Raw genomic sequence first — 25507 nt, 5'->3', positions numbered from 1 at the left:
AGGGTTACTTCACGCACTTCAGGTTCTTCTCTAACTGGGCGGTGCTGCTGGCGCCAACGAGGACAGAGGTGACGCCGCGCTGCTGGAGAATCCAGCGCAGGGCATATTCGGCCAGCGTCATGCCTTCCTGCTGAGCCTTGGCATTATAGCCGCGCAGGCGCTCCAGCAGTTCGGGGGTGAGCATGCTCTCCTTCAGGAACTTGCCCTTCGACATGCGCGAGTCCTCGGGAATGCCGTTGAGATAGCGGTCGGTGAGCAGTCCCTGGGCCAGTGGCGAGAACGAGATGAAGCCCACACCGTGCTCTGCACAGAAGTCCATGATGCCCGACTCTTGTGGCTCGCGGTCCAGCATGTTCAGGCGACCCTGATAGATGAGCAGGGGCACATCGCGCTGCTTCAGGTAGTTGTAGGCAAAGCGGGTAGCTTCGAGAGGCCAGCGCGAGATGCCGACGTAGAGGGCCTTGCCGCTGCGCACGATATCCACCAGTGCCTGGAGGGTCTCTTCAAGCGGGGTGCTGGGGTCGTAGCGGTGGCTATAGAACAGGTCCACGTAGTCCAGGTGCATGCGCTTCAGACTCTGGTCGAGTGATGCCATGAGGTACTTTCTGGATCCCCAGTTGCCGTAAGGTCCAGGCCACATGTCGTAGCCGGCCTTGGTGGCGATGAACAGTTCGTCGCGATAGGGGCGGAAGGTGTCGTCCATCAGTCGGCCCATGGTCTCCTCGGCCGATCCATAGACAGGACCGTAGTTGTTGGCCAGGTCGAAATGGGTGACGCCGTGGTCGAAAGCATAGCGCGTGATCTCGCGTGAACGCTCATAGGAATCCACGCTTCCGAAGTTATGCCAGAAGCCCAATGATACCTGTGGCAGCAGTACACCACTGTTACCACATCTCTTGAATGTCATACCGCCTTCATCATAGCGGTGTTCGTCAGCCTTGTATGTCATGCTCATACTCCTTATTACTTTATTAATTTGGGAACAAAGGTACTAAAAAAATGCGAACTGACATACAAGGCTGCGAAAAACTTATTCATAGAGTCCAAATTCATAGATACGGGTAGCATCGTTAGGGCGTTGTGCGGGACTGACAACGTACAGACGTACGTAGCGAACACTGGCTGGTTTGAAACGACGGTCAACGATGTCGTTGCGGTTGTTGTCAAACATGTCGAGTGTCTGCCATTCCTCGGTGGCACTGTTGCGACCTTGCAGCAGACAGGTGCGCGTGATGCACGACTGGTCTTCTGCGCCAGCGTTGAGCAGATACCATCGACTGATGGTGGTGGGCTGACCGAAGTCGTACACCACATAGTTGGGGGCATCGGTCACGTCGCACCATTTTGTCTCTGCATTATCATCGGTCAGGTTGACGGCACGCTCGTTGTCCTTGCACTCGCCAGAGACAGCCACTACCTTGGCCTTTTTCAGCAGGTTGTCCTTGAGACTGTCCTTGCTGGCATCACCTTTCTGTTCGGTACTCTTCATAGAGGTCTGGAACAGGGGTGCCGCAGCTGTGGTGCTGCTGTTGTCGTTGGCCAGTGTGGCGGCAAAGAGGACGATGTGCTGGTCAGCGGGCAGGATCACCTGGGTAGCCTCGGCAGGGAGATCAATTCTCAGCAGATACATATAGGTGAACTCATAGGGCTCGTCGCCGGCAGAAGAGTGGCGGTGAGTGCCTACGTAGGCTACCTGAGCATCTTTCAGATAGGCTTCGGTCTGACCGTCATGGCCCCACTGTCCGATGAAACCGGTGTAGTTGGGCACGGTGAGCTGCTGATTGAACGTCTGCTTGCGACCTGTCACCTTGAACTGTGCCTGACGGTCGTTCTTGTCGGAAGCTGCCAGGAGGTAGAGGTGACGGTAGTGCTTGTTGGTGGGCAACAGCAGGGTGTCGCCATGACAGGTGTGACCGTTGGCTGCGTCTGTATCGCCGAAGGTGAAGGGGATGTCGTTGACAGTCAGACCTTCTGTAGGCAACAGTTCTGCAGCATAGCTGTAGCCGCCTTCGAAATTGGATGAACCGGTGAAGGCATTGCTGCTGAAGCAGTGGCGGTCGAAGTCGAGAGCCAGCTGCTGACAATCTACAGCTTGACGCTGTGCGGGGCGCTTCAGGGTGACCTTATAGGTCTTCACGCTGAAGGGCTTCAGTTCTACTTGCAGCGAACGACCATCGAACTGTGCTGCACCAATGGTGCGCTCGGTTCCGTCGGCCTCGACAGCTAAGGTGACGTCAGCAGCGAAGGTGATGTTGGCTTTCTGGTTTTGCTTGCCGCTCAACTCGTAAACACGAACCACATACTCGTTGCTGCGCTCTGCACGTTTCAGGGCACGAACCATCACTTGGTCGTTGTCGGAGCTGACAAAAGAGAAAGAGCGGCCGAGGGTGCCTTGATGACGGGTGGTGCGGAAGGTCTTCAACGGACTGTTCAGGGCTTTCGACTGCTGGTTGACTGCTGCCATGTTGAGTGCGCCTTGGTGACCGATGAGGCTGTAGGTGAAGACATGGTAGCCCATGTCCTGACGAGCCTGATAGACATAGTTCTTCTTTACCTTTGGAGAGTAGAGCAGCGACAGACGCATGGTATTGTCGCAGGGCTTGTCCCAGCCATAGCGAGAGTCGGTCAACAGGCTGACGCCATAGTTGTCGGAACGGTCGGTGAGGTCGGCCCATTCGTGTGCATAGACTTCAAAGAGGTGGTCTTGGTTGTTGGGGCGCTTCACGCTGCCCAGACCGATGTCGTAGGTGGCTTCTTTGTTGCTGACGCTGAGTGGGAACTCAGCCTTCAGCAGCGCATTCTCGGAACGCCAGTTAACCTCGTTCTCGAAGTCGATGCGGTCGATGGGACCATGATTATAAAGGTGGATGCGCTGAACGATGTCAGACGTTCCATACTTCTTGCGGATGATGAGTGTCTGGCGCATGGCACCTTTCTCTAAGGCAATGCTGACATTGTCGTGAACGGCCACGGGCTCGCGGTCGAGGGTGGCTTTCTGGATTTCCCATGCGGGCCATACTTCAGAGAGACAGTCGTCGAAGACCACCAGGCGGAGGCTCTTGCCGCCAGCCACCAACTCTTTGTTGGCGCGCTTGTCGAGCAGTGAGGTGATGTCGCCATACTTATCTACCTGCAGACGATAGGCTGCATTCTCGATGATGGTGCCCTGCTGGCTGACGGTGCTTGTCTTGCCACCGGACTTGAGGCTATAAACGGCGTAACCGGTAGATGGTACTGTGGCGTGGAACAGCAGCAGTCGCTGGCCGTTCTTCTCAATAATCTGTGAGGCTACGCGCTTGCCGTCGGGACCGCTGACCTGGTAGCTCTTACCGTCGTTGATGACTACCTGTGCGATGCCGTCAACGGGGAAGGTCTCGTTGTTGTACACCACGATGGGTTGTCCAGCCACTTTGGTGTCCAGTCTGGAGGCGATACCGTTGATGCTGTGCGTCATTACATCGGAGAAACCTTTCAGACTCAGCAACTCGTCGTTCCATGAAAACTCGTAGGCACGAGGTATGCTGGTGCCAGTCAGGTCGTCGTGGAACTGGTGCCAGATGAAACGCTGCCAGGTGTCGGTCAGTTGCTTGGCGGGGTATTGGTTGACACCCAGCCAGTCGGCCACAACAGCCGTACGCTCAGCGGCATCGCCAAGGTGTTCGTTCTGGCGGTTATAGAGTTTCATGGCTGCCTGTGAGGTGTAGCAGCCATTGCCGTGCACGTCCATGGGCAGTTCGCCGTCGAACACGGGCAACTCGGGATGGCCTTCGTAGGGCAGGTAGTCCTTGTACAGATGGTCGCTGGTGGCGCTGATGATCTCGATGGGACCATCGCCTTTAAGACCTTTCTCCAGGGCGCGGACCGAGGGGATGTTGGGCGAGCCACCGGTGTCGCCGGTGCCATAGTAGCGATAGACGGTGTTCAGCGGACTCTCCTTGACCTCGCGCTGCAGCTGCTCGTTCTTCGACAGGTCTTCGTCCTTATAGCGCTGACCATAGCCAAAGCCGTGGGTCATCATGATGCGACTGCCGTCGATGCCCTGCCACAGTCCTACAGTGAACGGGTAGCGGCGGTTGCCCTCGTAGAAGGGTTTTACGCGCCAAGCCAACTTCTGCGACGAGAAACCAATCAGGCCGCAGTGGCTGGCCAGGGTGGGCAGTGTGTAGCTGAAGCCGAAGCAGTCGGGCAGGAAAATGTCGGTGCCCTCGGTGTTGAACTCCTTACGGTAGAAGTTCTGACCCAGCATGATGTTGCGCATGAACGACTCGGGCGAACAAACCACGGCTTCGTTGGCATCCCAACTGCTGCCTGTGATGTGCCAACGACCGTCGGCCACATATTTCTTCATCTCTTCATAAAGGCTGGGGTAGTACTCCTTCATCCAGGCATACTTCACAGCACCTTCGAAGTTGAAGATGTAGTCAGGATAGGTCTTCAGAAGGTACAGGTTCTGAGTCAGAGTCTTGCGGATGTGGTCGCGGATGGTGGCCTGAACATCCCAGTTCCACTGGGTGTCGAGGTGAGCGTCAGAGACCATATATGCTTTCATCTTCTTTTCCTGAGCGGTGGCGCCCAGGGAAAGAAGTGATAAAGCGATAATCAGTATTTTCTTGTTCATGGTTAATGGATGTTTTAGTTTATAAGTATTGGAAAGGATGCCTTACTCGATGACACCACACCAACCACCGTTGCGTGTCAGCTTGATGGTCATGGTGGTAGCAGGCGATACGGGCTGCTGGCGCTTCTTGTAGTCAACGGCAATGCGATAGGCGTTCTTACCGTCTTCGAACGAGGTCAGCTGACCGCTGGTCTTCAGGAAGTCGAGGTTCAGCTTGAGCTCCTGAGCATTGTTGGCAGTGATAGCACCCAGATACCACTTGTTGCCCTTGCGCTTAGCTACGGCATAGTAGCTGCCGGCCTTGGCTGCCAGCACGCGGGTCTCGTCCCAGGTGGTGGGAACAGAGGCAATGAAACGGGTGCACTCGTCTTCGCGCAGATAGCGGGTAGGACTGTCGGCCAGCATCTGGAAGGCGCTCTCGAAGACCACATACATGGCCATCTGATAGGCGCGGGTGCCAGTGCCCTGAGGCAGCGAGCCACAGCTATGGTTGTCTTCGGGCTGTGCAGACTGCATAGAACCGGGGGTGAAGTCCATGCCGCCCACGGCATTACGCATGAATGGCTGCCAGATGGTGTTCTCGGTGCGGCACCACTGGTTGTTCTCCATGCCGCGAACGCCCTCGTAAGAGACGATGTTTGGATAGCGCATCTCAAGACCTGCAGGCTTGAACGATCCGTGGAAGTCAACCATCAGCTTGTTGTCTGCACAAGCCTTAGCCACACGCTCGTAGAAGTTCACCATCCACTGGTCGCTGTGGTCCATGAAGTCAACCTTCAAACCCTTGACGCCCATCTTAGCATAGAAGGGGATGAGGTCCATGTTCTGCTCTACGGTGAGCCATGACAGCCAGAGCCACACGCCGACACCTTTCTCGCGACCGTAGTCCACCAGCTCTTTCACGTCGATGTCGTCGATGGTGACGAAGGGGTTGCGAACATCCTTGTTCCAACCCTCGTCCAGCAGGATATACTCGATGCCGTACTTCGACGAGAAGTCGATGAAGTACTTATAAGTCTGGTTGTTGATGCCCGTAACGAAGTCCACATCCCATACGGTCCAGTGGTTCCACCAGTCCCAGCTTACCTTTCCCGGACGAATCCATGAGGCATCGGCCAGCTGGCTCTTGCCTCCCAGGATGCGCTCCATCTCGTTGGCAGCAATGGTAGCATCGTCGCCGATGACCAGGAAGCGCCAGGGCAGACTGCGACTGGCCGATGTGCGGGCAATGTAGTTGCCCTCCTGAGTGATGGTCTCGCTGCGGTCGCCTCGTGGCTCCCACTTCTCGGGAGAACGAGGGAACAGGGCCGTGAGACCATTGTTGCCAGTACTCTTGAGGAACATGGCGGGATAGTCGCGCAGGTCGCTCTCAGAGAAAAGCAGTTTGGTGCCCTTCTGCGTCTCCAGCAGGATGGGCAGGTGGGTCATCTTATCGTCAGCCTTATAGGTGCTGGTCTGAAGGTGAGAGTACTCCTCTTCATAGGAAGTCATGAACGAGCCGCACTGTGAGAGGTGGGCGGTCATGTCCTGAGCCAGGTTGAGGGTCATGCCTTCGTTGACGATATCGGTGGTGCCCTTGCCTTTCAGGATGAAGCGGTAGGCCACACCATTGTCGTAGGCGCGGAACTCCACGTTGTAGTTGTCGGCAAACTGGAGGGTCAGCACGTTGGCCACGTTGGGGGTCACGGCATTCTTCAAGGGAATCAGGTTTTTAATCTGTTCGTTGATAGATGAACGCTTGGCTTGACGCAGGCGTGGCTTGACACCCAACAGCTTCTTGCCGTTTTGCAGCGAGATACCACTGGGGCTGAGCAGCTGTTCGGCGCCTTTCTCGATAGCGAACGACAGGCTGTCGCCGATTGCTATATTTACACGGATTTCACCACTGGGTGATGTGAGAGTCAAGGTTTTCTGTGCCAGCATGCTCAGTGGCATCATGGCTAGAATGGCCAGGTTAAGGATTAATTTTCGCATAGTTTTTTAGTTCTTGATAAATTTTTTATTGTTAAGAATGTAGATTCCTTTCTGCTTGCCCGAAGAGCGGCGGCCCTGCAGGTCGTAGATGACGTCAGAAGACTGCTGGCGTGGGGTGGTGGTGATGCCCAGCACCTCTTCCATGCCGATGACGATGTCCTCAGCCTCTGTGGGCGCAACGAGCCATGCACGGAAAGCATCTACCGATGTGGCAGCCTCGGCATGAACAAAGGCAGTGCCAGCTTCGTTGATAACCATTGCATCTGCACCTGTGTTGCTAGCGTTTGTAGTACCAACAAACTGGTAGTTGTCGGTCATGGCCTTCATGACCGATGCAGAGTTCAGCACGGTGGCGTCTTTACTATAAAACGTAATTGTGTCCTGTTTTGTTGTGTAGAAGATGTGAGGCACACCAGCTTCCATCTTCTCTACAGCCTCGAAGTGGGCAATGCCGTCTTCCTCGCGGTCGAATGCCTTCACAACGGTGTGCGAAGGAAGCTGAGAAACTTCGAAAGGCAGGGTGATGGTCTCCCATTTTGCGGTGTTGGCAGGACGCTTATAATTAATCTCCTTAGCTTTGAAGCGCTTGGGCGACATGAAGTTCTTGCCGTCAATCAGGGTGATGCGCGCAGCCTCGCCGTTGATGATGGTATTGGCGTTCTCCAGACCCGTGGTCTCCTTAGTCAGGAAGTAGAGTGTGTTGGGGTTGTTGTTAGGACGCACCGATCTGATGAGGCTGTTGATGCTGGTCATATCCACAGCCACGGCTTCGGAAGGAATGGTGTAGGTTGCCTTTCCAGCAGTTCCCTTCAACTCGTTGTCGATGGTCCAGTACATAACACCTTTCTGAGTGGTACCCATGTCCTTCAAACCACCATCGTTGATGTCTCCACCCTGGCTGTCGCCATAGATAATGCTCATATTGTATTTAGCACCTAAGGCAAGGTTGTCGAAGTTGAAACTCAGCTCGGCAGTCTCGCCTGGTTCAATGTGTGCAGGCACCATGATGCTGTTGGCACCATAGAAATAGCCATTGCTTTCCAGTTTGAACAGCCAGAGGCGGATGTTGTCGTCGTAAGTCTCGTTAGCATTGTTGCGAACGGTTACCGTGCCCTGCATGCGGTCGCCATAAACGTTGTTGCTGCTTTTGTTGTTGATGGTGTGTGAAACATAGCGCAGGTTGCGATTGCGGGTGATACCCTCTTCGGTGATGTCAACGGTGGCGTGTGCAATGACGTTGTTGCCGCGGTTGTCTGTAGAGAGCCAGATGTTCCATGTGCCGGTCTTCTCTGGCTTGAAGATGAACGAGCTGGTGGTTTCGCCGCCTTCGGTCATGGTGACAGCCGTGCGTCCGATGCTAGTACCTTTATCTTCGGTCTGGCTGACTAAGATATGAATTTCGCGATAGTACTCGTCGGCATTGTTCTTGAAGTTCACGCTGATGGGCTGGTTCTCGTTGACCTTATGGTTGCCGGGGAAGGTGATGCCCGTCACGGTGACGTCCTCAACGGGATGCATGCTGAGTGTGATGTTGTTTTCTCCGTCAACCTCTGCCAGGATATAGCGGATGGCAGGGTTCACGTGCGTCTGCCAATCAGAGCTGGCGCTGCGTTTGCTGATGGGCACCAGGTGATAGGTGCCTGGCTGCAAATTGGTAATCTGGAACTCCAAACCAAAATAGTAGTTTGCGCCGAGTTCCCTGTTCGTCTGGCTGGCAATAGGTATGAGCTTGCCAGCTTCGTTGATATAGCCAATACCCATGTCCCACTGACCACCAGTGCCCGACCAGTTGACGTAGTTGGCAAAGAACTTATTGCCGTCACGTAGTTCCCAGTCGTTGACAGTCAGTTTAGGCTGCTCGCGTGGAGCAACGATATTGTCGGACAGGCGCAGGCCGATGATGGCGTCCTGTCCCATGTTGTAGCCGTCGGGGGTGGCACTGGCACCGATACCGCTGTTGTTGTCGGGAGCCATAACATCGATACGGAAGTAACCGTCGTCAAGACTTCCCCAACCCCAGTTCACGTGATAGAGACCCTGAATGTCGTAGCCGTCGAGCACGAAAGCGTGTGCACCGCCCGAGTTGGAAGCTGCAAAGGCAATGGGATGGCCCGTGGCCAGCTCGTTGTAGAGCAGGTTGTTCCAACTGTCGATGCTGTGATTGCTGCGGTTCTCGATGTGAGCACCGTCGTCAAAGCCGAAGTTGTTGATCAGTGTCTTGACACCTTCGGGGAAACCAGCGCCCGATGAAGGACCATAGCCCATCTTGCAGCCCACGCCCACATAGAGCATCAGCTGAGCAATGGCGGTCTTCTGAGCTTGCGTCTCGCTGCCATTGTAGTTGTCGAGCATGTTGTCCCAATCGATCACGGCACCCTTCTTGATGCCCTGAATGGTCACGGTGCGCGTGCCGCTGGTGGTTTTGTAATCTACCGTATAGTTTGGAATGGTGCGCAACAGCGCCTCAGGCTGACGATAGTAGTTGATAACCTGAGCAATGGCTGTAGCCACACAACCCGTAGCACTGCGGTCGCCTTCGGTGCCATCTTCCTTGATGTATTTGGGACAGAGGTCGTTGTAGGGACTGCCTTGGTTCCAGGTGGTGGTCATCAGCGGTGCAATGTTGTGCTTGGCAGGCTGCGCCATAGGTTTGGCATCGCCAGCTTTGGCAGGCGCCCTTTTAACGGTAGTCGTGCCAATGGCGTTGATCTGTGACTCATAGCTGTTCAGCAGCCATTTCAATCCTTCGGGCATATTGTCGGCATCGAAATGTCCCTGGTCGGTATAACCGAGCACAGACGGTGTGCGGTCGTCGCCCGAGATGATGACGAAACCGCGGTTGGCATCGGCATTAAAGATATAATAGGAAGCCTCGTCGGCAGTGCCTTGCCCCAGACGTGGAGCTTTGGCTGGTGTTTTTTCCGAAAGGTTGATGCCGCGCTCGCTCAAGAACTGGCGAGCCTGCTGACGTGCTTGGTTGACAGATACTGTTGCTGCTTGCAAAGAAAGGCCCATGAGCAGAGCCATAGCAGTTGTAATTTTGTGCTTAATCATTATTACGTTTTGGTTATTTAGTTTGGTTATATTATTGCTTTTATCTCACTACGAATTTATGTTGGTCTTTCACGTAGATGCCTTTGCGCTGAGGCTGCTGTACGGGTTGTCCTTGCAGGTTGAAGACCGTATCGTCCTTGCTTGCTTGGCTCACGGTCTTGATACCTTCGGTGTCGTCTATCTTTTCGATTTTCAGCGAACTGATACGCAGTGTCCAGGCTGCCAAACGTGGGTAATCTCCGCCAGTCCAGCTGTTGCTGGTGCCGGTCAGATCGGCCTCCTGATAGGCAGTCAGTCGATAGCCTTCGGCCAATTTCATAGACATAATCTCCTTCATGCCGATGCCGTGGTTAGACAGCTCACCGGCGCAATAGGTGCCAGGTGCCAGACTAACGGCATAACCGCCATAGCTATTCCTGCTATAGAGCGTAACAACAGGTTCCTCGTTTTGTTTCGGTGGGAACACACGGTTGATGGCCGATGCCCACTTGTTCAGATCCCATGTCTCATCGTTATAGACCCAGAGGAACCCACCCGTCACGTTGTTGTTGTCGTGCCAAGACTGCATCTTCTCTATGCAGGTTGTAAGGTTTGAGCCGTCTTGGTAGTTCTCACGACCTGCATGTAGGGGAATGTTGCCAAAATGCCAGTCGTTGGGATTGTTATTGGCGCCACCGCCATAACACTGAATCAGCACACAGTCGCATGCACCAGCACGCTTGTTGTTCAGTTGTGACACAAGGCTCTGCCAGAACGACTTGTTCATATAGGGAGCCACGGTGGTCTTGTAGCCCAGGTCGTACATCATGGTGTGGAACTTCACAGCGGTGGCGACATCGTAGCAGTGTTCATCGTCGTTGTTCACGGCTTCAACCCAGGGCAGCGCCTCCTTCAGAGCCTTGAAGTTCTTGTAGAGAATGGTGTTTGAGCCAGTGCCTTGAGCGTTGATCAGATCCTTGATGCGATAATACGACTCGTTGCCCCAACCGCCAATACAAATCTCCAGGCGCTGGATGCCTGTGGGCCAGGTCTTCAGGGCCTCCACATCCTCCACGTAGTGAGGCTGTTGGTTGGCAAAGACATAGACGCCATCCTTACAGATGGTCTCGCCGTCGGTGGTTAGTGTACCGTCGGTTTCCACGTTGACATTAAACAGGATGGCATACGTGAAACCAGAGTTTTTTAGTTTAGTTACGGTGTTAGGGCGCTCACGTCTGATATGACCACCCACATAGATACCCGATTGGGCTGCCATATCGGCAGCCCATAAAAGGGTGATAAGCAATGTTGCTATCAGTTTACTCATTATTACTTAATACTATTTATTATATTTTTCTTTTCGCGACTTTAATGATTCGTCCGTCAGTTCTACGTATGATGTTCAGTCCCGGACCGAGCGACGCTCGTTTCATGCCGTTCAGGTCATAGACCGATGCCGGTGTGCCTGCCTCACCTTCTGTTGTGCTGATGCCCAGCACCTCTTGTGAGGGATAGCTGCTGGAGGGCAGCATTTCTGCGTGGATGGTCTCAGTGTAGAGGTTCACGGTGATGCGGTATCTGCCGTTTTTGGTCACCTTCCACTTGTTGTCATTACCCCCGATGCACACCTGTTGGGCATCCAGGATGTCTTCACCATGCTGATAGGGGTGAAGTTCGCGTGGTCCCCAGGTCATCTGACCTTCCAGTTTGAAGTAACCGGGTTCCACCACATTATTATATACTCCCAATTCTCCTTCCCATGTGAAGAGGTAGGGATCCTCGTGGTCACGCACGAAAGGCAGCATGTTGTCTCGTTTCCATTCTATGTTGTCGGCACCATAGCGAATGGCGCTGCCGGCTATCAGCAGCTCGTTCCATGGGAAGAACAATTCGCCCTGCAACTTCTTGTCGTTGGGCGTGATCACAAAATGATAGTAGTCTTCCTGAAACGACACCACCCATCCGGGCTGGCTGGCATCCTTGGTGGTGACATAGTTGAGGCCCTTGTTGATCAGGTATGAGTCTGTCAACTGAGGTTTCAGAAACTGGGTGACACCCTCCTGATAGGTCTCGGTGGTCATCACTTTCACCTCGCCCACGTTCAGCGCACCTTTGAAAGCAAAGTTGCCGTTGGGCAGCTTCGCCAGTTGTTGTGTGCCGTTGGGCACGGCACTTCCTGTGGCCCAAAGGGCGGTGAAGCCTTGTGCTGCCAGGCTTGCGGGCAGTAGTAACGTGATGAGCAGTAGGATGGTTTGTATCTTCTTCATAGGGGTCTTTGCTTATTGGATAACTTTCTGCGTTGTAATGTTGCCATCGCTCCAGGTGCGACGTACGATGTAGGGATGACCGATCTCGGGGCGTGCCAGTTCGCGACCCTGCATGTCGAAGAAGCGCTCGCTCTGCATGTTGCGGGTGGTGGCGTCCTGTATCTGCTCGGTCCAGTGCTGCACGTCGATGTTTACCGGCTGGTTGCAGTTGCGCTTGTCGATGGTGACGGTGACTGTTCCGGTCGTCTCGTCGAAGGTCCAGGTGTCAACCACCTGTCCGTCAACCTTCACACAGTCGGGCATTGTCTCGCCCAGGAACATCACGGTGTATTTGCGTGCCTCGATCATGCCCTTGTAGGCGCCTTCGCGCGGACTGATGCTCACGATGCGACGGTCCGTGCCCATGGTCTGGGTGATGGTGGTGTTCGTATAGGCATCCTCCATATAGCCCTGAGTGTCGCCCTCGTCCTCGTAGAGCACGGTACTGCCTTCAGCACCAGGCACTACCTTCAGCACCAGCTCCTCGGCCTGCGTCTTCAGGTTGTCCATGTGGGGATTGCAAGGGATGATGGTGCCAGCCTTGATGAAATAAGGTATCTCGTTCATGGCATAGAAGTCGCTGATGGTCTGCTCGCCTTCGATGAGGCGGTGGCGACACACGTCGTACCATGTACCCTTGGGGAGCCATGTGCGGCGGAATGTCTTCTCAGCATCTTCTGCTGCGGTGGTGACGGGCGATACCAGGATGTCGTCGCCAAACATATATTCGCCTTCCTGACGATAGGACTCGTTCTCCTCGGGCCACTCGTAGTACAGTGGGCGACAGATAGAGATGCCGGTGTCGTAGGCCTGACGGGCCGCTGTATAGATATAAGGCATCAGCTCGTAGCGCAGGTTCACGCACTCCAGCAGCAAGGGGAAGTTGTCGTACTTCCAGATGCGGCGCTCGTTGCCTGCCTGACTGGCTCCGTGGGTGCGGAAGATGGGGCTGAATACACCAAACTGCAGCCAGCGCAGCATCAGTTCGGGGTTGGTCTCGCCAATCTGCAGATGACCGCCAATGTCGTGGCCCCAGTAGCCGAAGCATACGTTAGAGGCGGTGGCGGTGAAGTAGGGCTGGAAGGTCAGCGAACCGTAGGTACCATAGGTGTCGCCCGAGAAGCCGATGGGATAGCGGTGGCTACCCATACCGCCCCAGCGGTGGAAGATCATGGGGCGACGGTCTTTGCGGTTCAGACGCATGTCGTTGAAGAACACGTGGTTACACCAGAAGGTCTCGCTCAGTCCGGGGGTGGCATCGCTGGTCAGGTTCTGTTGCCAGTCCAACCACCAGAAGTCCACACCTTGTTTCTCGCGGTCGCGAATGATGCGGTCGAACATGGCGCGATAGAACGTAGAGTCTTCCAGTTCCCAGGGGATTCGGTCCACACTGGTGCTCAGTCCCATGTCGTCTCTCATCTCCGAGAAGTGCTCCTCATAACTGGCCACGCCATCGGCGGGGTGCAGGTTCAGCGACACCTTCAGTCCTTGGTCGTGCATCCAGCGGATCAGTCCTGTGGGGTTGGGGATGATATCCTTGTTCCATGTCCATCCGGTCCATCCGTCCAGGTGCCAGTCCATGTCCATGATCATCACGTCGATGGGTATCTTGTTCTTCTGGATCTCGTTGACCAGACTGAGGAAGTCAGACTGTGTATAGCGCTGATACTTGCTGTACCAATAGCCCAGCGCGTAGATTGGTGGGAGTGGCTGTCGGCCGGCAATCTTGATATAGTCGCCGATGGCCTTCTTATAGTCGTGACCATAGCCCATGAAGTACCAGTCGTAGGCATTGGCATCTACGGGTTTTGCCACCCAGTCGATGCCGTCCACCTGCTTGTCAAAAGCAAAGGTGGTGGAGCCGTCGCCGCGTGTGGTGCGGGGCGATTCGTCGATGATGGCCCATCCGCCGCGCGAGATGATTCCGTCTTCCAGGTCGTTGCGGTAGTTGTCGCCGCTGCCGCCGTCCAGTGTTCTACGCGTACCTTTTAAGTTAAGCGCATCCTCTTTGCCGGGATACCAGGTCACGTTCACGCCGTTCACCTTCATGGTGATGTTGAGGTTGTTGGGCGACTTCATGGTGGGGTTGATAGCCGAGCCCACCTTGTAGCGCAGGGTGAGCTTGTCGGTCTCAATATAGAGGTAGCCACCCTCTTCGCGGGTGGTATATCGTGGTACCGCAAGGCGACGATTGATGACGGCAAACGTGGCGCGATCCTCAAACTTCTTGGTGGTGCTGTACTGGATGCGAATCATCTCGGGTGTCAACACAGTGAATCGTGCACGGCCCGAGGTGACGATGGCCTCTGGGTCTGCCTGCGGATTGGGACTTTCTACTGCTGCGGCCAGCTGCACCACGCAGCCGACCAACAGCGTCAACAAAGAAACAATTTTCTTCATTCTAACAATAAAAACCTAACTAAAACTATTACTAACTTTTTCTCCGGCAAAGTTCGGCATTTTCTTCCTATTTTCTATAGAGAAACCGATTTGTATAAGTGGTTTTTGAATTATACAAATTGTAATAGGCTGATTTCTAACTGATTAAAATTTTGCTGACGCTGGTTTTGTATTAACATAATATTGGTGAATTTTGATTATACATGGGTCCAAAATTACAAAATTTAATCCGTTTTCAACGTCTTTTCTCCTGTTAATGCATTCTTCAGAGGTGCTTTTGACCAAATAGTGGCCTTGCTTGACACGATATTTTCCAAACGCCCCCGTCGGACCAAAAAAACTTTGTGCTAAAAAAATTTGGCGGATTCGGGAAAAATGCCTAACTTTGCCTGCGAATAAGAAAAGGTAAAAGAAGAAAATTAGAGATAACGAGGATTCCGACTTTACGAGATAGTCGGGATTCTTTGTTTTTTGATTTTTCTATATTAATGAACCAAAAATTGTAAATATGTCATACATGTCACAAGAGGGCTATGATAAGCTCATAGCCGAGTTAAAACGTTTGGAGGGTGTTGAGCGCCCTAAGGCATCGGCCGCCATCGCTGAAGCACGCGATAAGGGCGACCTGAGTGAGAACAGTGAGTATGAAGCCGCCAAGGAGGCTCAGGCTCATCTGGAGTCGAAAATCAACCAGTTGAAGCAGGCCATCACCGAGGCTAAGATTGTGGACACCTCTCGTCTGAGCACCGACTCAGTACAGATCCTGTCGAAGGTGGAGATGACCAACCTGGCCAACAAGGCCCGCATGACCTACACCATCGTGAGCGAGAGCGAGGCCAACCTGAAGGAAGGCAAGATCTCTATCACCACGCCTATCGCTCAGGGACTGCTGAACCACAAGGTGGGCGACGAGGTTGAGGTGCAGATTCCACGCGGCACCATCAGACTGCGCATCGAGAAGATCACGATTGGATAATTTTTCCAGATGAGAGATGAAAAATGAGAGATGAAAAATGAGAGATATGATTAGATTCGTTCGCTTGATTCTGTGCTGGAACTAATCATATCTTTCATTTTTCATTTCTCATCTAAAAAGTCTAATCATATCTTTCATTTTTCATTTCTCATCTAAATATTAATAATAAGGTATTATGGATATATTCAGTAAGATTGCTGCTGGCGAGATTCCCAGCTACAAGTGTGCCGAGAACGAGAAGTTCTATGCTTTCCTCGACATTAGTCCGGTGGCTAAGGGCCACACACTGGTCATTCCACGTCGCGAGGTGGACTACATTTTCGATATGGACGACGATGAACTGGCCGAGTATCAGGTGTTTGCCAAGCGCGTGGCCGCTGCCCTGAAGAAAGCTTTCCCCTGCAAGAAGGTGGCTCAGGTGGTGCTGGGTCTTGAAGTGCCCCACGCACATATCCACCTCATCCCCATGAACACCGAGGCCGATGTGGACTTCCGCAAAGAAAAACTGCACCTCTTGGAAGAAGAGATGCAGCATATTGCAGAGGAGATTAGAAAGAACTTCTAAACATATTCTTCACCATAGCGTATGCCAACCTCGTTGACATACTTGCGAATGAGCGACGATGAGTCGCTCTTTTTGCATATCAGCAGCACGTCGCCCTGCTCGGCCACGATGTAGCCTTCCAGTCCGTTGATCACGCCGATATGTCCTTTTGGTAACTTGATGATGTTGTCCTTGCACTCTTCGAGAATGACCTCCGAGTCGATGACCACGTTGTCGTTCTCCTGTTTCTGCATACACTCGTAGATGGCGTGCCACGTTCCGATGTCGGCCCAACCGAAGCTGCAGCACATCACAAACACATCCTCAGACATTTCCAGTGCGGCCTTGTCCATCGACAGGTTGGGATAGGCCGGATAGTGCATGTTCACGTAGGCATCGACCTCCTCTTTCGACTGCATTTCCAGCAGGTCGGCCAGGCGGTGGGGCAGGTCTTTGATCACTTCGATGAAAAACTTGCGCAGGTGGTTCACATCGACAATGTAGATACCCGTGTTCCACAGAAACTCACCACTGTCCATAAACATCTGAGCAAACTCGCGCTCGGGCTTCTCGGTGAACGACTGCACCTTGTAGATGTTGTCCTTCAGCGTGTGGTCGCCCATCTGAATATAGCCGTAGCCCGGTTCGGGGCGCGACGGCTTGATGCCCATGGTCAGTATGAAGTCCTTGCCGGCGGCAAACTCCAGTCCGTCGGTGATGTCCTTGCAGAACGCCTCCTCGTTGAAGATGATCTGGTCGGCAGGCACCACCACGATGCGCGCCTCCGGGCAACGTCGGTGGATGGTGACGCCAGCCCACGCCACGGCAGGCGCCGTGTTGCGGTTCACGGGTTCATAGAGTATGTGTTCATCGTCCAGCTCGCCCAGCTGCTCGTGCACCAGCGTGTCAAACTCCCTGCACGTACATACGTAGATATTCTCTTTCGGCAGTAGGGCTGCCATGCGGTCGAAGGTGGTCTGTAAGAGTGTTTTTCCGGTGCCAAAAAAGTCGATAAACTGCTTCGGACGGTCGGTCCTACTCGATGGCCATAGGCGCTTGCCGCGGCCTCCTGCTAAGATGACACAATAATTATTGCTGTTTTTTTCCATACATCAGATTAGAAAGTTTATGATTCCTGGGTGCTAAGATACAAAATAATCATGATAGCACCAAGTAAAATGCAGATTTTTTCAGAATATTTTGCGGGAATGAAAAAAATGTTGTATCTTTGCACCCGCTTTAAGAGCCCAGATGGCGGAATCGGTAGACGCGCTGGTCTCAAACACCAGTGGGGCAACCCGTCCCGGTTCGACCCCGGGTCTGGGTACAAAAGCTCAAGAAGCATGGAGTGCTGCAAGGGAAACTTTGCGGCACTTTTCATTTTAACCAAGAAAAGGAAAATGAGATGAACAACAGACAGACCATACTGACCATCACCGGTAGCGACGGCACTGGCTGGTCGGGCGTCCAGGCCGATATCCAGCTGATACATGCGCTGGGAGGCAAGGCGGCATCAGTCATCACGTCGATCACGGTGCAGAACACGCTGGGTATTCAGGAGTTCTACGACCTGCCCGCCGCTGTCGTTCAGCAGCAGGTAGAGGCCATCGTCAATGACCTTCAGCCTCAAATCGTCAAGATCGGTCTGCTGCGCCGCACAGACGTGGTAGAAGTGCTGGCCGGCGTGCTGAGCAAATACCGCCCCCAGCATGTCATCTACGCCCCAGTGCTGCATTCTGCCAAGGGCGAACTGCTGGTGCTGCCGCGCGTCTATGAAGTCATCCAGCGCCTGCTGATGCCCCTGTGCACCATCATCCTCTCGCCTTCCGACCTGCCCCCTGGCCCTCGTCGTCACGGACATGCCAACCAGTTGGCCTCGGCCCTGGCCTACTATCTCAGTCTGGGCGAAACGGAGGCCGACGCTATGCTCCATGCTCAGACCTATCTCCGTACGCTGCCTGCCGACTATGCCGAAGGCAACACCCGCAGCGACGAACTCTACAATCAGTTCCTAGCCACCGTCGAGCGCTATTTCCACCGCTATGCCGACGTGGCTTTCTATGCCGAACAGCTTAATGTCAGCGCCCGCTACCTGGGGCAGGTGACGCGTCGCACCGCCAACCGCTCGCCCAAAGCCATCATCGACGAGCGCATCATCAGCGAGATCACCTCGCTGCTCACCTCCACCCATCGTCCCCTCAAAGACATTGCCCAGCGCCTGGGCTTCTCGTCGCAGGCCCACCTCTCGCGCTACTTCAAGAAGCACAAAGGCTGTTCGCCGTCCGAGTATCTTCAAAAGCTGAAGTCTGGCGGCCAGTCATAATGTCGCAAGGACCATCCCCAAACATCACTTTAGTGCCCTAATAGTGCCACAAAGAACTCCCAATAGTGCCACTTTTACCATGCAATAGTGCCACTTTTGCATCCGTTCTAGACTCTAGAACGCCCAGATCTAAAGTCTAGACCGCTCCATTCCAGAGTCTAGATTCCCCTCTTCCAGACTCTAGAATCGTTCATTCCAGAGTCTAGAATAAATCCCATACTTCCCGTATTACATTCTGAAAGCACCCATTTCTCCCTTCTTCTGGGCCGAAATAGCCCCACCATTCCATCCCTTTTGTCGAGTAAAACCAGTGGTATCATCGTGCAGCCCCTTCAGTGTCTATATACCTTTATATATTATAAATACCGTTGGAGCAGGGGTACAGGTTCATCATTTGGCAGCGTAAGACGTCCTATTTCAAATTTAATTTCTCCCAAACACACCATATTATCAGAATTATTTGTATCTTTGCAACAAGTATCGCCGATGCACCGTAAACGGTAAAAGCCACGGCCTGTTCCCTGAGCGCAGGGTGGCGGTATGATTTTTGAGGAAGATTAATACAGCATTAATGTTGTTGGTAATATCTGGGAACCTAGGAAATTCACAAGATAGATATATCCAAATGACAAGATTGATGCCTATGCGATAGCGTAGGCACGACTTATCAGGGTATATGGGCTTTCCTAGGGCCTCCAGATATGGGTAAGTAGCGTTCTACGCTTTTTCTGTGTCTGGAGGCCCTAGTCTTTTTTTTTGAGCCTGTAACAATACCGATGACGAGTGTGCTGCCTAAAACAATATTGCATAGACTATGAATCAAAGTCAATATAATCAACTGTTCTCGTTCATCTGGAACATTGCAACAGATGTTTTGGTGTATGCCTTCGAAAAAGGTGAGTATAAGAAAATCATTATGCCCATGATGGTGCTACGTCGTATTGATGTATTGTTGGAACCCACCAAGGAGCAACTGCTAAAGCGAAAGCAAATGCTAGATGCAAACAACATACAGAATCAAGACCCCATCCTATATACTGTAACGAACTATCCTTTCTACAACACGTCGAAGTTCACCATGAAGACGCTGAAAAGCGAAACCGACCCTCTGCGCCTGAAGATGAACTTCATTGACTATCTGAATGGCTTCAGCAAGGATGTGCAGGACATCATCGACAAGTTCCACCTGCGCCAGATGGTGGATAATCTGACAGAGGCTGAACGACTGGGCAGTATCATCGAGAAGTTTACAGACGACAAGATAAACCTTTCTAATAAACCTGTACTAGATGATAATGGCAATGTGCGCCTGCCAGGACTCGACAACCACACGATGGGAACTATCTTCGAGGAACTGCTTCGTAAGTTCAACGAGGAAAACAATGTGACCGAGGCGGGTGAACACTTCACGCCCCGTGACTATGTGAAACTGCTGGCCGACCTCGCCGTACTGCCTATTGCCGACAAGATTACCGACAACACCTATCACATCTACGACGGTGCATGCGGCACGGGTGGCATCCTAACCATCGCTCAGGATCGTATCTTGGAGATAGCCCATGAACGGGGCAAGAACGTGCATGTCAATATCTTCGGACAGGAGTTGCAGCCCGATACCTTTGCTACTTGCAAGGCTGACCTGATGATTTCAGAAAACATCAAGTCGTTCCAGTATCAGCACGGAATAGAGCCACGCGAGTATATCGCTTTCGACAGCACTATCAGTCGCGACGGTCATGCTGGCGAAACCTTCGATTTCTGTATTTCGAATCCTCCTTTTGGCACGCCTTGGAAAGAGGACTTGAAGAAACGCGGCTTGGGCGAGAACGAGAAGAAGAAGTTTACCGACAGTCGTTTTACAGTACTTGATAGTGAGGGCAAGGAACTCTCTTTTATTCCCGATATTGGCGATGCGCAGATGATGTTCCTTGCCAACAACCTTTCCCGTATGCGTGAAGATACAGCACTTGGCACCCGTATTGTGGAAGTGCACAATGGCTCTTCGCTCTTTACGGGCGATGCAGGAAGTGGTGCCAGCAACTTGCGTCAGTATATCATCGAAAACGACCTGCTCGAAGCCATCATTGCTATGCCTGAAAAAGACTTCTATAACACGGGTATCGGCACCTTTATTTGGGTTGTTACGAACAGGAAAGAGGAGCGTCGTAAGGGCTTTGTGCAGCTCATTGATGCTACAGAGATAAAAACACCTTTGCGTAAGAACTTAGGTGAGAAGAACTGCGAGACTTCTGATACAGACCGTGCTCAGATTATGAAGCTGCTGATGGACTTCAAAGAGACACCTCAAAGCAAGATATTCCCTAACAACGAGTTTGGTTACTGGAGTGTGAAAGTCTATCAGCCACAGCGTGATGAGCAGGGCAACATCGTCATGAAGAAAGGAGTTCCTGTGATAGATAAGAAGAGCAAGGATGTTGAGATTATACCTTTCCGCTATGAAGGAGGCATAGAAGGTTTCTTTGAGAATGAAATCAAGCCATATTCTCCAGATGCTATCATCGACATGAAGAGTGTCGAGACAGGCTATGAACTCTCATTCACCAAATATTTCTATAAGCCCAAGCAGCTGCGTACTATCGACGAAATCAGCCAGGATATTCGTGGCATAGAGGAACGCACAGATGGATTGTTGAACGAAATCCTTTCTATTAAAGAAGATATTGCCGATGCAGTCACAAAAGGCTTGAATCCTGATGCGAAGATGAAGGATAGTGGCATCTCGTGGATTGGGGAAATACCAGAGCATTGGGAAGTAAAGAAGATTGGTTCGTTGTTTATTGAAAGAAGGGAGAAAGTTTCTGATAAAGAATATCCAGCACTTTCAGTCTCAAAGCAAGGTATAACTCCACAACTTGATACTGCAGTAAAAACAGACAATGGAGATAATCGCAAGAAAGTATGCAAGAACGATTTTGTTGTAAACTCTCGTTCTGACAGAAAGGGTTCTTGTGGCGTTTCCCCTTATACAGGCTCTGTATCACTAATCAATATAGTATTATCACCTCGCGAGAATATTGAGGTACAATACTTTCATCACCTTTTCAGAAGTAATGACTACATAGAAGAATATTATAGAATAGGTCGTGGTATCGTTGCTGATTTATGGACAACAAGATATAGTGAAATGAGAAATATCTTTGTTCCACTACCACCTATCAACGAGCAGCAATCCATAGTTGCCTATATCGAAGAGAAGTGCGAGAAGATAGATAAACTTGCTTCTGAGCTACAATCAGAAATAGACTATTTGAAAGAATATAAGCAGCGACTCATTGCCGACTGCGTAACAGGACAAGTGAACGTACAAAACGAAATGATATAAAATCAAGGTATGGCTGAAAAGCTGTGCAAGAAAAGAGGTCTTTGACATAGTGGCACAAGAAAATGATAGAAATCTTTGGAATTCTCGATTATTGGTCGTATCTTTGCCCCAAGATAAGAACGCAAATGAAAGAGAGTAAACCATACCCAAGGATTGACGAAGAGGACGGCAAAGTGATGACGGCTGGTGAAGCTGTTGCTGCTACAGCAATGGTTACAGACTATGAAATGCCCGAAACCGTTGACCATGCTAACATAGTTGATGGGACTTTGCAGGTCACTTCTGATATTGAGGAAGAATTGGCTGAAGTAGAGCGTGGAGAAGTCGTTTCTATGGGCGAGTTTAAAACAATGTTTGCGAAATGGCTCGACTAATTAGTATCCGCTCATCAGAGCGAAAACCTTTAAGGTTGTATCAAAAGCAATAATCGCTTTCTTGTGTCGCTATTGTCTTGATTAGAATTAAGACGTTAATAAAACAAGATAAAGACAATGCCGACAAATGTAAGTGAAATGAACCTCGAAGACATGATTCTTGCTTACCTGAGAGACAAGCAGGGATATGAAGAGGGCGCGAGCAATGACTACGTGAAAGACTATGCTCTGGATACGGAGCGAGTGAAGCGTTTCCTGCTTTCTACGCAAAGGCTGAAAGTGGAGAATACGGCATGTTTTAGCAATGCTATATCTGAACGCAGGTTCTTTATGGAGTTGGCCAAACAATTGGCTAATCGTGGCGTGACGGATGTGCTGCGCAAGGGCTTTCGCTATATATCAGAACTCTTCGACATGTACTACCCATTGCCATCTGAACTGAACCCGACGGCACAGGAGCTATACAGGAAAAACATTTTCTGCATCACCAAGGAGTTGGCATATAGCAAGGAGAATGACAATCGCATTGACTTGATGGTGTCGCTGAACGGTCTGCCTCTGATCACCATGGAACTGAAGAACCACTATACAGGGCAGACGGTTGAGAATGCCGTGAAGCAATACCAGACAGACAGAGACCCTAAAGACCCTTTGCTGGCACCAAAGCGCTGTGCCGTACACTTTGCGGTAGATGATGATGATATCAAGATGTGTACTTGGCTCAGCGGCAAGAGTTCGTGGTTCCTGCCTTTCAATAAGGGTGTGAATGGTGGAGCAGGAAACCCTGTCAATCCGAATGGAGTTCGCACCGCTTATCTTTGGGAAGAGATACTGGAGAAACATTCGCTTTCTGACATCATCGAGAATTATGCTCAGGTGGTGAAGAAATTCGACCCTAAGACCAATACAGAGAAGCAAAGCGTGATATGGCCTCGCTACCACCAGTTGGACTGCGTCAGAAAACTGTTGGCAGAGACAAAAGCCAAGGGTGTAGGACAACGGTTCTTGATTCAGCACTCTGCAGGTTCTGGCAAGTCGAACTCTATTACGTGGCTGGCTTATCAGCTGGTGGGATTGCTGGATGGTACTCAGGCTTTGCTTGACAGTGTGATTGTGGTGACCGACCGCGTGAACTTGGATACGCAGATAAAGAACAACATCGTGGCCTTTAAGCGTCTGCAGAACTTGGTGGCTTGGGCAGATAGTGCTCAGTCGTTGAGGGAACATCTGGAGAGTGGCAAGAAGATTATCATCACCATTGTTCATAAGTTCCCATACATCTTGGAGGCTATCGGCGGTGAACTGAAACACAAGCGCTTTGGCATCATTATCGACGAGGCGCACAGCAGTCAGAACGGTTCGCTGAGTGCCAAGATGAACATCGCCTTGAGTGGTAATGCAGGCGATGACGATATGGATTTGGAAGAAAGATTGCTGGCAATCATTGAGGGACGCAAGATGGTGAAGAATGCCAACTACTATGCTTTCACGGCTACGCCCAAGAACAAAACGCTGCAGATGTTTGGCACACCCTTCCAACGGCCAGACGGAGAGGTAGGACATAAACCCTTTCACGAATACACCATGAAGCAAGCCATAGAAGAGGGCTTCATCATGGACGTATTGGCGCACTATACCACATATACCTCTTTATATAAAATAGTAAAGGCAGTGGAAAATGACCCCATGTTCGACAAGAAGGAGGCTATGAAGAAGTTGCGCGCCTTTGTGGAGGGTAGACCGGAGACGATTCAACAGAAGGCCAACATCATTGTGGAACACTTCCATACGCAGGTGATTGACAAAGGAAAGGTGGGCGGACAAGCTAGGGCAATGGTCGTGACAAGTAGCATAGTCAGAGCCATCGAGTTCTATTATGAGATAATGCGCCTGCTGAAGGAACGCAAGAGCCCATACAAGGCTATCGTAGCCTTCTCAGGTTCTAAGAACTATGGTGGAAAGGATGTGACCGAAGCAGACATCAACGGCTTTCCCTCAAAGGATATTGAGGAGAATATGGAGCACGATCCATATCGCATACTGGTGGTGGCAGACAAGTTCCAAACGGGCTATGACCAGCCATTACTGCACACAATGTATGTGGACAAGGTACTGACCGATGTAAAGGCAGTGCAGACCCTTTCACGCTTGAATCGTTGTCATCCTAAGAAGCGTGATACCTTTGTACTGGACTTCGCTAACGAGGCTGATGATATACAGAAGTCGTTCCAGCGGTTCTACAAGACCACCATTCTCTCAAAGGAAACAGACCCCAATAAATTGAATGATTTGCTGATGCAGATAGAAGAGGCCAACATCTATACAGAGGAAGAGGTGAGGGATCTGAACGAGAAGTATTGGAGCAATGCGCCAAGAGACATGCTCGACCCGATAGTGAACAAAGCGGTGGAACGATTCAAGACACTTAACGAGAATACGCAGATAACTACGAAGAGCAGTATCAAGGCGTTCATGCGCACCTATCCCTTCATCGCAGCTGTTATGCCCTTTAAGAGTACGGAGTGGGAAATGCTAGACACCTATTTCTCATTGCTCGTACACAAACTGCCAAAGCTGATGGGCGAGGACTTTACGGACGGACTGTTGAAGTCTATCGACTTTGATAAATACCGCCTGATAAAGAATGATGAGAAAAAGATAGAACTGGAGAATAAGAACTCTGAGATTGCGCCGATACCCGTGGGAACAGCCCAAGGTCCACAGGATCCGGACATGGTGAAGTTGAGCGACATTCTGAACGAATGGAATAGTCTTCACTTCAGCAATATGGAAAAGGCTAAAGAGCAATTGGAGGAGTTGCCTGAGCGTCTGCGTGCAGACGAGACGTTTGTCAATGCTGCAAAGAACAGCAATAGGGAAACGGCTATGCAGCAATGTGCTGCGTCGTTGATGATGATTGTGGCTGGCATGTTGAACGAGAATACTGAGTTCTGCCGTTACTATCTAGACAATCCTGACTTTATGGCTGCAATCAACAATCGCGTGTTTGATTCGGTATATAGCGGACTGATGATGTCGTACAGGAAGTTGGAGAGTGTAGAAGACGACAGGGATGTCCGCAACCTTATCTTCGACCGACTGCAGATGGATATCAGCATCAGCAATGGCGAGTTGCAAGTAGAGGTCCAGAAAACGTTTGGTGAACGCTATCTTGGTATGAGTAATAACGACTGGCGCCATATCATAGAAGCCTATACTCCTCTGGTAAGAGGTGCTTCAAGTCCTAAGGCGAAGGAGATTTCTCTTAGTTATCCTATGGCAGCAGAAGAAGATAAGATGTAACAATGAAATTGGCGGCAGATGCTTTTCACAAGCACCTGCCGCCGTAGTTAAAACAAAACCTATAAAAATACGAGTAATAAATTCAATAAGCTTGCTCATGCACCCCCCCTAACGACTACCACCCTAACTTGAGGTGCCAATTTTGCATCTCAAGAGTTCTTCATGAGAAAGCTCAAACATAAAATCCTCTCCTTCAAATCGTTCAATATTACGTCGAACTTGTCTTTTGAGTTGAGCAGTTTCCACCTGATAGATTGTCGCAAGGTCGAAATCTAATGCTTTGTCTGAAAGGGGTTTCTTTACAGAACTGAAT

General features: G+C 51.4%; 14 protein-coding genes, 1 tRNA gene and 1 pseudogene. 7 read left to right on the top strand and 9 right to left on the bottom strand.

Annotated features, from left to right (window positions below; all coding sequences use genetic code 11):
- Positions 1 to 4: 4 nt before the first annotated feature.
- The 7 genes from T433_RS0100445 to T433_RS14175 form a co-directional block, all read right to left on the bottom strand.
- Positions 5 to 955 (bottom strand): aldo/keto reductase, encoded by a 951-nt coding sequence (locus tag T433_RS0100445; protein WP_027454421.1) that lies wholly within the window; start codon positions 953 to 955, stop codon positions 5 to 7.
- A 75-nt stretch (positions 956 to 1030) separates the two neighbouring features.
- Positions 1031 to 4618 (bottom strand): glycoside hydrolase family 38 C-terminal domain-containing protein, encoded by a 3588-nt coding sequence (locus tag T433_RS0100440; protein WP_027454420.1) that lies wholly within the window; start codon positions 4616 to 4618, stop codon positions 1031 to 1033.
- A 42-nt stretch (positions 4619 to 4660) separates the two neighbouring features.
- On the bottom strand, positions 4661 to 6592 hold the full coding sequence (locus T433_RS0100435; RefSeq protein ID WP_027454419.1) for a glycoside hydrolase family 97 protein: 1932 nt from the start codon (positions 6590 to 6592) through the stop codon (positions 4661 to 4663).
- Positions 6593 to 6598: 6 nt separating this feature from the next.
- Entirely contained in the window at positions 6599 to 9646 is a 3048-nt protein-coding gene (locus tag T433_RS0100430; protein ID WP_081778275.1) for a C10 family peptidase, read from the bottom strand.
- Between the two features lie 40 nt (positions 9647 to 9686).
- Positions 9687 to 10952, bottom strand: a complete 1266-nt coding sequence (locus T433_RS0100425) for a hypothetical protein (protein WP_155808204.1) — start codon at positions 10950 to 10952, stop codon at positions 9687 to 9689.
- Between the two features lie 19 nt (positions 10953 to 10971).
- Positions 10972 to 11892, bottom strand: a complete 921-nt coding sequence (locus tag T433_RS0100420; RefSeq protein ID WP_027454416.1) for a SusF/SusE family outer membrane protein — start codon at positions 11890 to 11892, stop codon at positions 10972 to 10974.
- Between the two features lie 12 nt (positions 11893 to 11904).
- Positions 11905 to 14331 (bottom strand): glycoside hydrolase family 31 protein, encoded by a 2427-nt coding sequence (locus T433_RS14175; protein WP_081778274.1) that lies wholly within the window; start codon positions 14329 to 14331, stop codon positions 11905 to 11907.
- Positions 14332 to 14839: 508 nt separating this feature from the next.
- Here T433_RS14175 and greA point away from each other — a divergent pair.
- Together greA and T433_RS0100405 are read left to right on the top strand one after the other, a co-directional pair.
- The gene (gene greA / locus T433_RS0100410; RefSeq protein ID WP_027450724.1) at positions 14840 to 15307 is read left to right on the top strand and encodes a transcription elongation factor GreA; all 468 of its coding nucleotides are present in this window, start codon (positions 14840 to 14842) and stop codon (positions 15305 to 15307) included.
- A 175-nt stretch (positions 15308 to 15482) separates the two neighbouring features.
- Positions 15483 to 15872 carry an HIT family protein gene (locus T433_RS0100405; protein ID WP_027454415.1) on the top strand — a complete coding sequence of 130 codons (390 nt, stop codon included), beginning with the start codon at positions 15483 to 15485 and terminating at the stop codon, positions 15870 to 15872.
- On the opposite strand, the gene T433_RS0100400 is transcribed toward T433_RS0100405, so the two are convergent.
- Entirely contained in the window at positions 15869 to 16960 is a 1092-nt protein-coding gene (locus T433_RS0100400) for a mannose-1-phosphate guanylyltransferase (protein WP_027454414.1), read from the bottom strand. The genes T433_RS0100405 and T433_RS0100400 overlap by 4 nt on opposite strands.
- A 136-nt stretch (positions 16961 to 17096) precedes the next feature.
- Here T433_RS0100400 and T433_RS0100395 point away from each other — a divergent pair.
- From T433_RS0100395 to T433_RS14170, 5 genes are all read left to right on the top strand, one after another.
- Positions 17097 to 17178: transfer RNA gene (locus T433_RS0100395), tRNA-Leu, on the top strand.
- A gap of 78 nt (positions 17179 to 17256) precedes the next feature.
- Positions 17257 to 18174 (top strand): bifunctional hydroxymethylpyrimidine kinase/phosphomethylpyrimidine kinase, encoded by a 918-nt coding sequence (locus T433_RS0100390; protein WP_027454413.1) that lies wholly within the window; start codon positions 17257 to 17259, stop codon positions 18172 to 18174.
- An 814-nt stretch (positions 18175 to 18988) separates the two neighbouring features.
- Positions 18989 to 21517 carry an N-6 DNA methylase gene (locus T433_RS0100385; protein ID WP_027454412.1) on the top strand — a complete coding sequence of 843 codons (2529 nt, stop codon included), beginning with the start codon at positions 18989 to 18991 and terminating at the stop codon, positions 21515 to 21517.
- 62 nt (positions 21518 to 21579) lie between these two features.
- On the top strand, positions 21580 to 21891 hold the full coding sequence (locus tag T433_RS0100380; protein ID WP_027454411.1) for a hypothetical protein: 312 nt from the start codon (positions 21580 to 21582) through the stop codon (positions 21889 to 21891).
- Positions 21892 to 22008: 117 nt separating this feature from the next.
- A complete protein-coding gene (locus T433_RS14170) occupies positions 22009 to 25194 on the top strand; it encodes a type I restriction endonuclease subunit R (RefSeq protein ID WP_081778273.1) in 3186 nt (1061 codons plus the stop codon).
- Between the two features lie 132 nt (positions 25195 to 25326).
- On the opposite strand, the pseudogene T433_RS16090 reads toward T433_RS14170, so the two are convergent.
- Positions 25327 to 25470, bottom strand: a pseudogene (locus tag T433_RS16090) (ORF6N domain-containing protein); the annotation flags it as partial.
- Positions 25471 to 25507: the final 37 nt, after the last annotated feature.

The organism is Xylanibacter brevis ATCC 19188, assembly GCF_000621725.1.
GTDB lineage: Bacteria > Bacteroidota > Bacteroidia > Bacteroidales > Bacteroidaceae > Prevotella > Prevotella brevis.
This window is presented reverse-complemented; position numbering and strand designations above follow the sequence as displayed.

Bases quoted from the DNA above. Each gene is read 5' to 3' on its own strand.
- T433_RS0100445 (WP_027454421.1), bottom strand. From the start codon at position 955: ATGAGCATGACATACAAGGCTGACGAACACCGCTATGATGAAGGCGGT.
- T433_RS0100440 (WP_027454420.1), bottom strand. From the start codon at position 4,618: ATGAACAAGAAAATACTGATTATCGCTTTATCACTTCTTTCCCTGGGC.
- T433_RS0100435 (WP_027454419.1), bottom strand. From the start codon at position 6,592: ATGCGAAAATTAATCCTTAACCTGGCCATTCTAGCCATGATGCCACTG.
- T433_RS0100430 (WP_081778275.1), bottom strand. From the start codon at position 9,646: ATGATTAAGCACAAAATTACAACTGCTATGGCTCTGCTCATGGGCCTT.
- T433_RS0100425 (WP_155808204.1), bottom strand. From the start codon at position 10,952: ATGAGTAAACTGATAGCAACATTGCTTATCACCCTTTTATGGGCTGCC.
- T433_RS0100420 (WP_027454416.1), bottom strand. From the start codon at position 11,892: ATGAAGAAGATACAAACCATCCTACTGCTCATCACGTTACTACTGCCC.
- T433_RS14175 (WP_081778274.1), bottom strand. From the start codon at position 14,331: ATGAAGAAAATTGTTTCTTTGTTGACGCTGTTGGTCGGCTGCGTGGTG.
- greA (WP_027450724.1), top strand. From the start codon at position 14,840: ATGTCATACATGTCACAAGAGGGCTATGATAAGCTCATAGCCGAGTTA.
- T433_RS0100405 (WP_027454415.1), top strand. From the start codon at position 15,483: ATGGATATATTCAGTAAGATTGCTGCTGGCGAGATTCCCAGCTACAAG.
- T433_RS0100400 (WP_027454414.1), bottom strand. From the start codon at position 16,960: ATGGAAAAAAACAGCAATAATTATTGTGTCATCTTAGCAGGAGGCCGC.
- T433_RS0100390 (WP_027454413.1), top strand. From the start codon at position 17,257: ATGAACAACAGACAGACCATACTGACCATCACCGGTAGCGACGGCACT.
- T433_RS0100385 (WP_027454412.1), top strand. From the start codon at position 18,989: ATGAATCAAAGTCAATATAATCAACTGTTCTCGTTCATCTGGAACATT.
- T433_RS0100380 (WP_027454411.1), top strand. From the start codon at position 21,580: ATGATAGAAATCTTTGGAATTCTCGATTATTGGTCGTATCTTTGCCCC.
- T433_RS14170 (WP_081778273.1), top strand. From the start codon at position 22,009: ATGCCGACAAATGTAAGTGAAATGAACCTCGAAGACATGATTCTTGCT.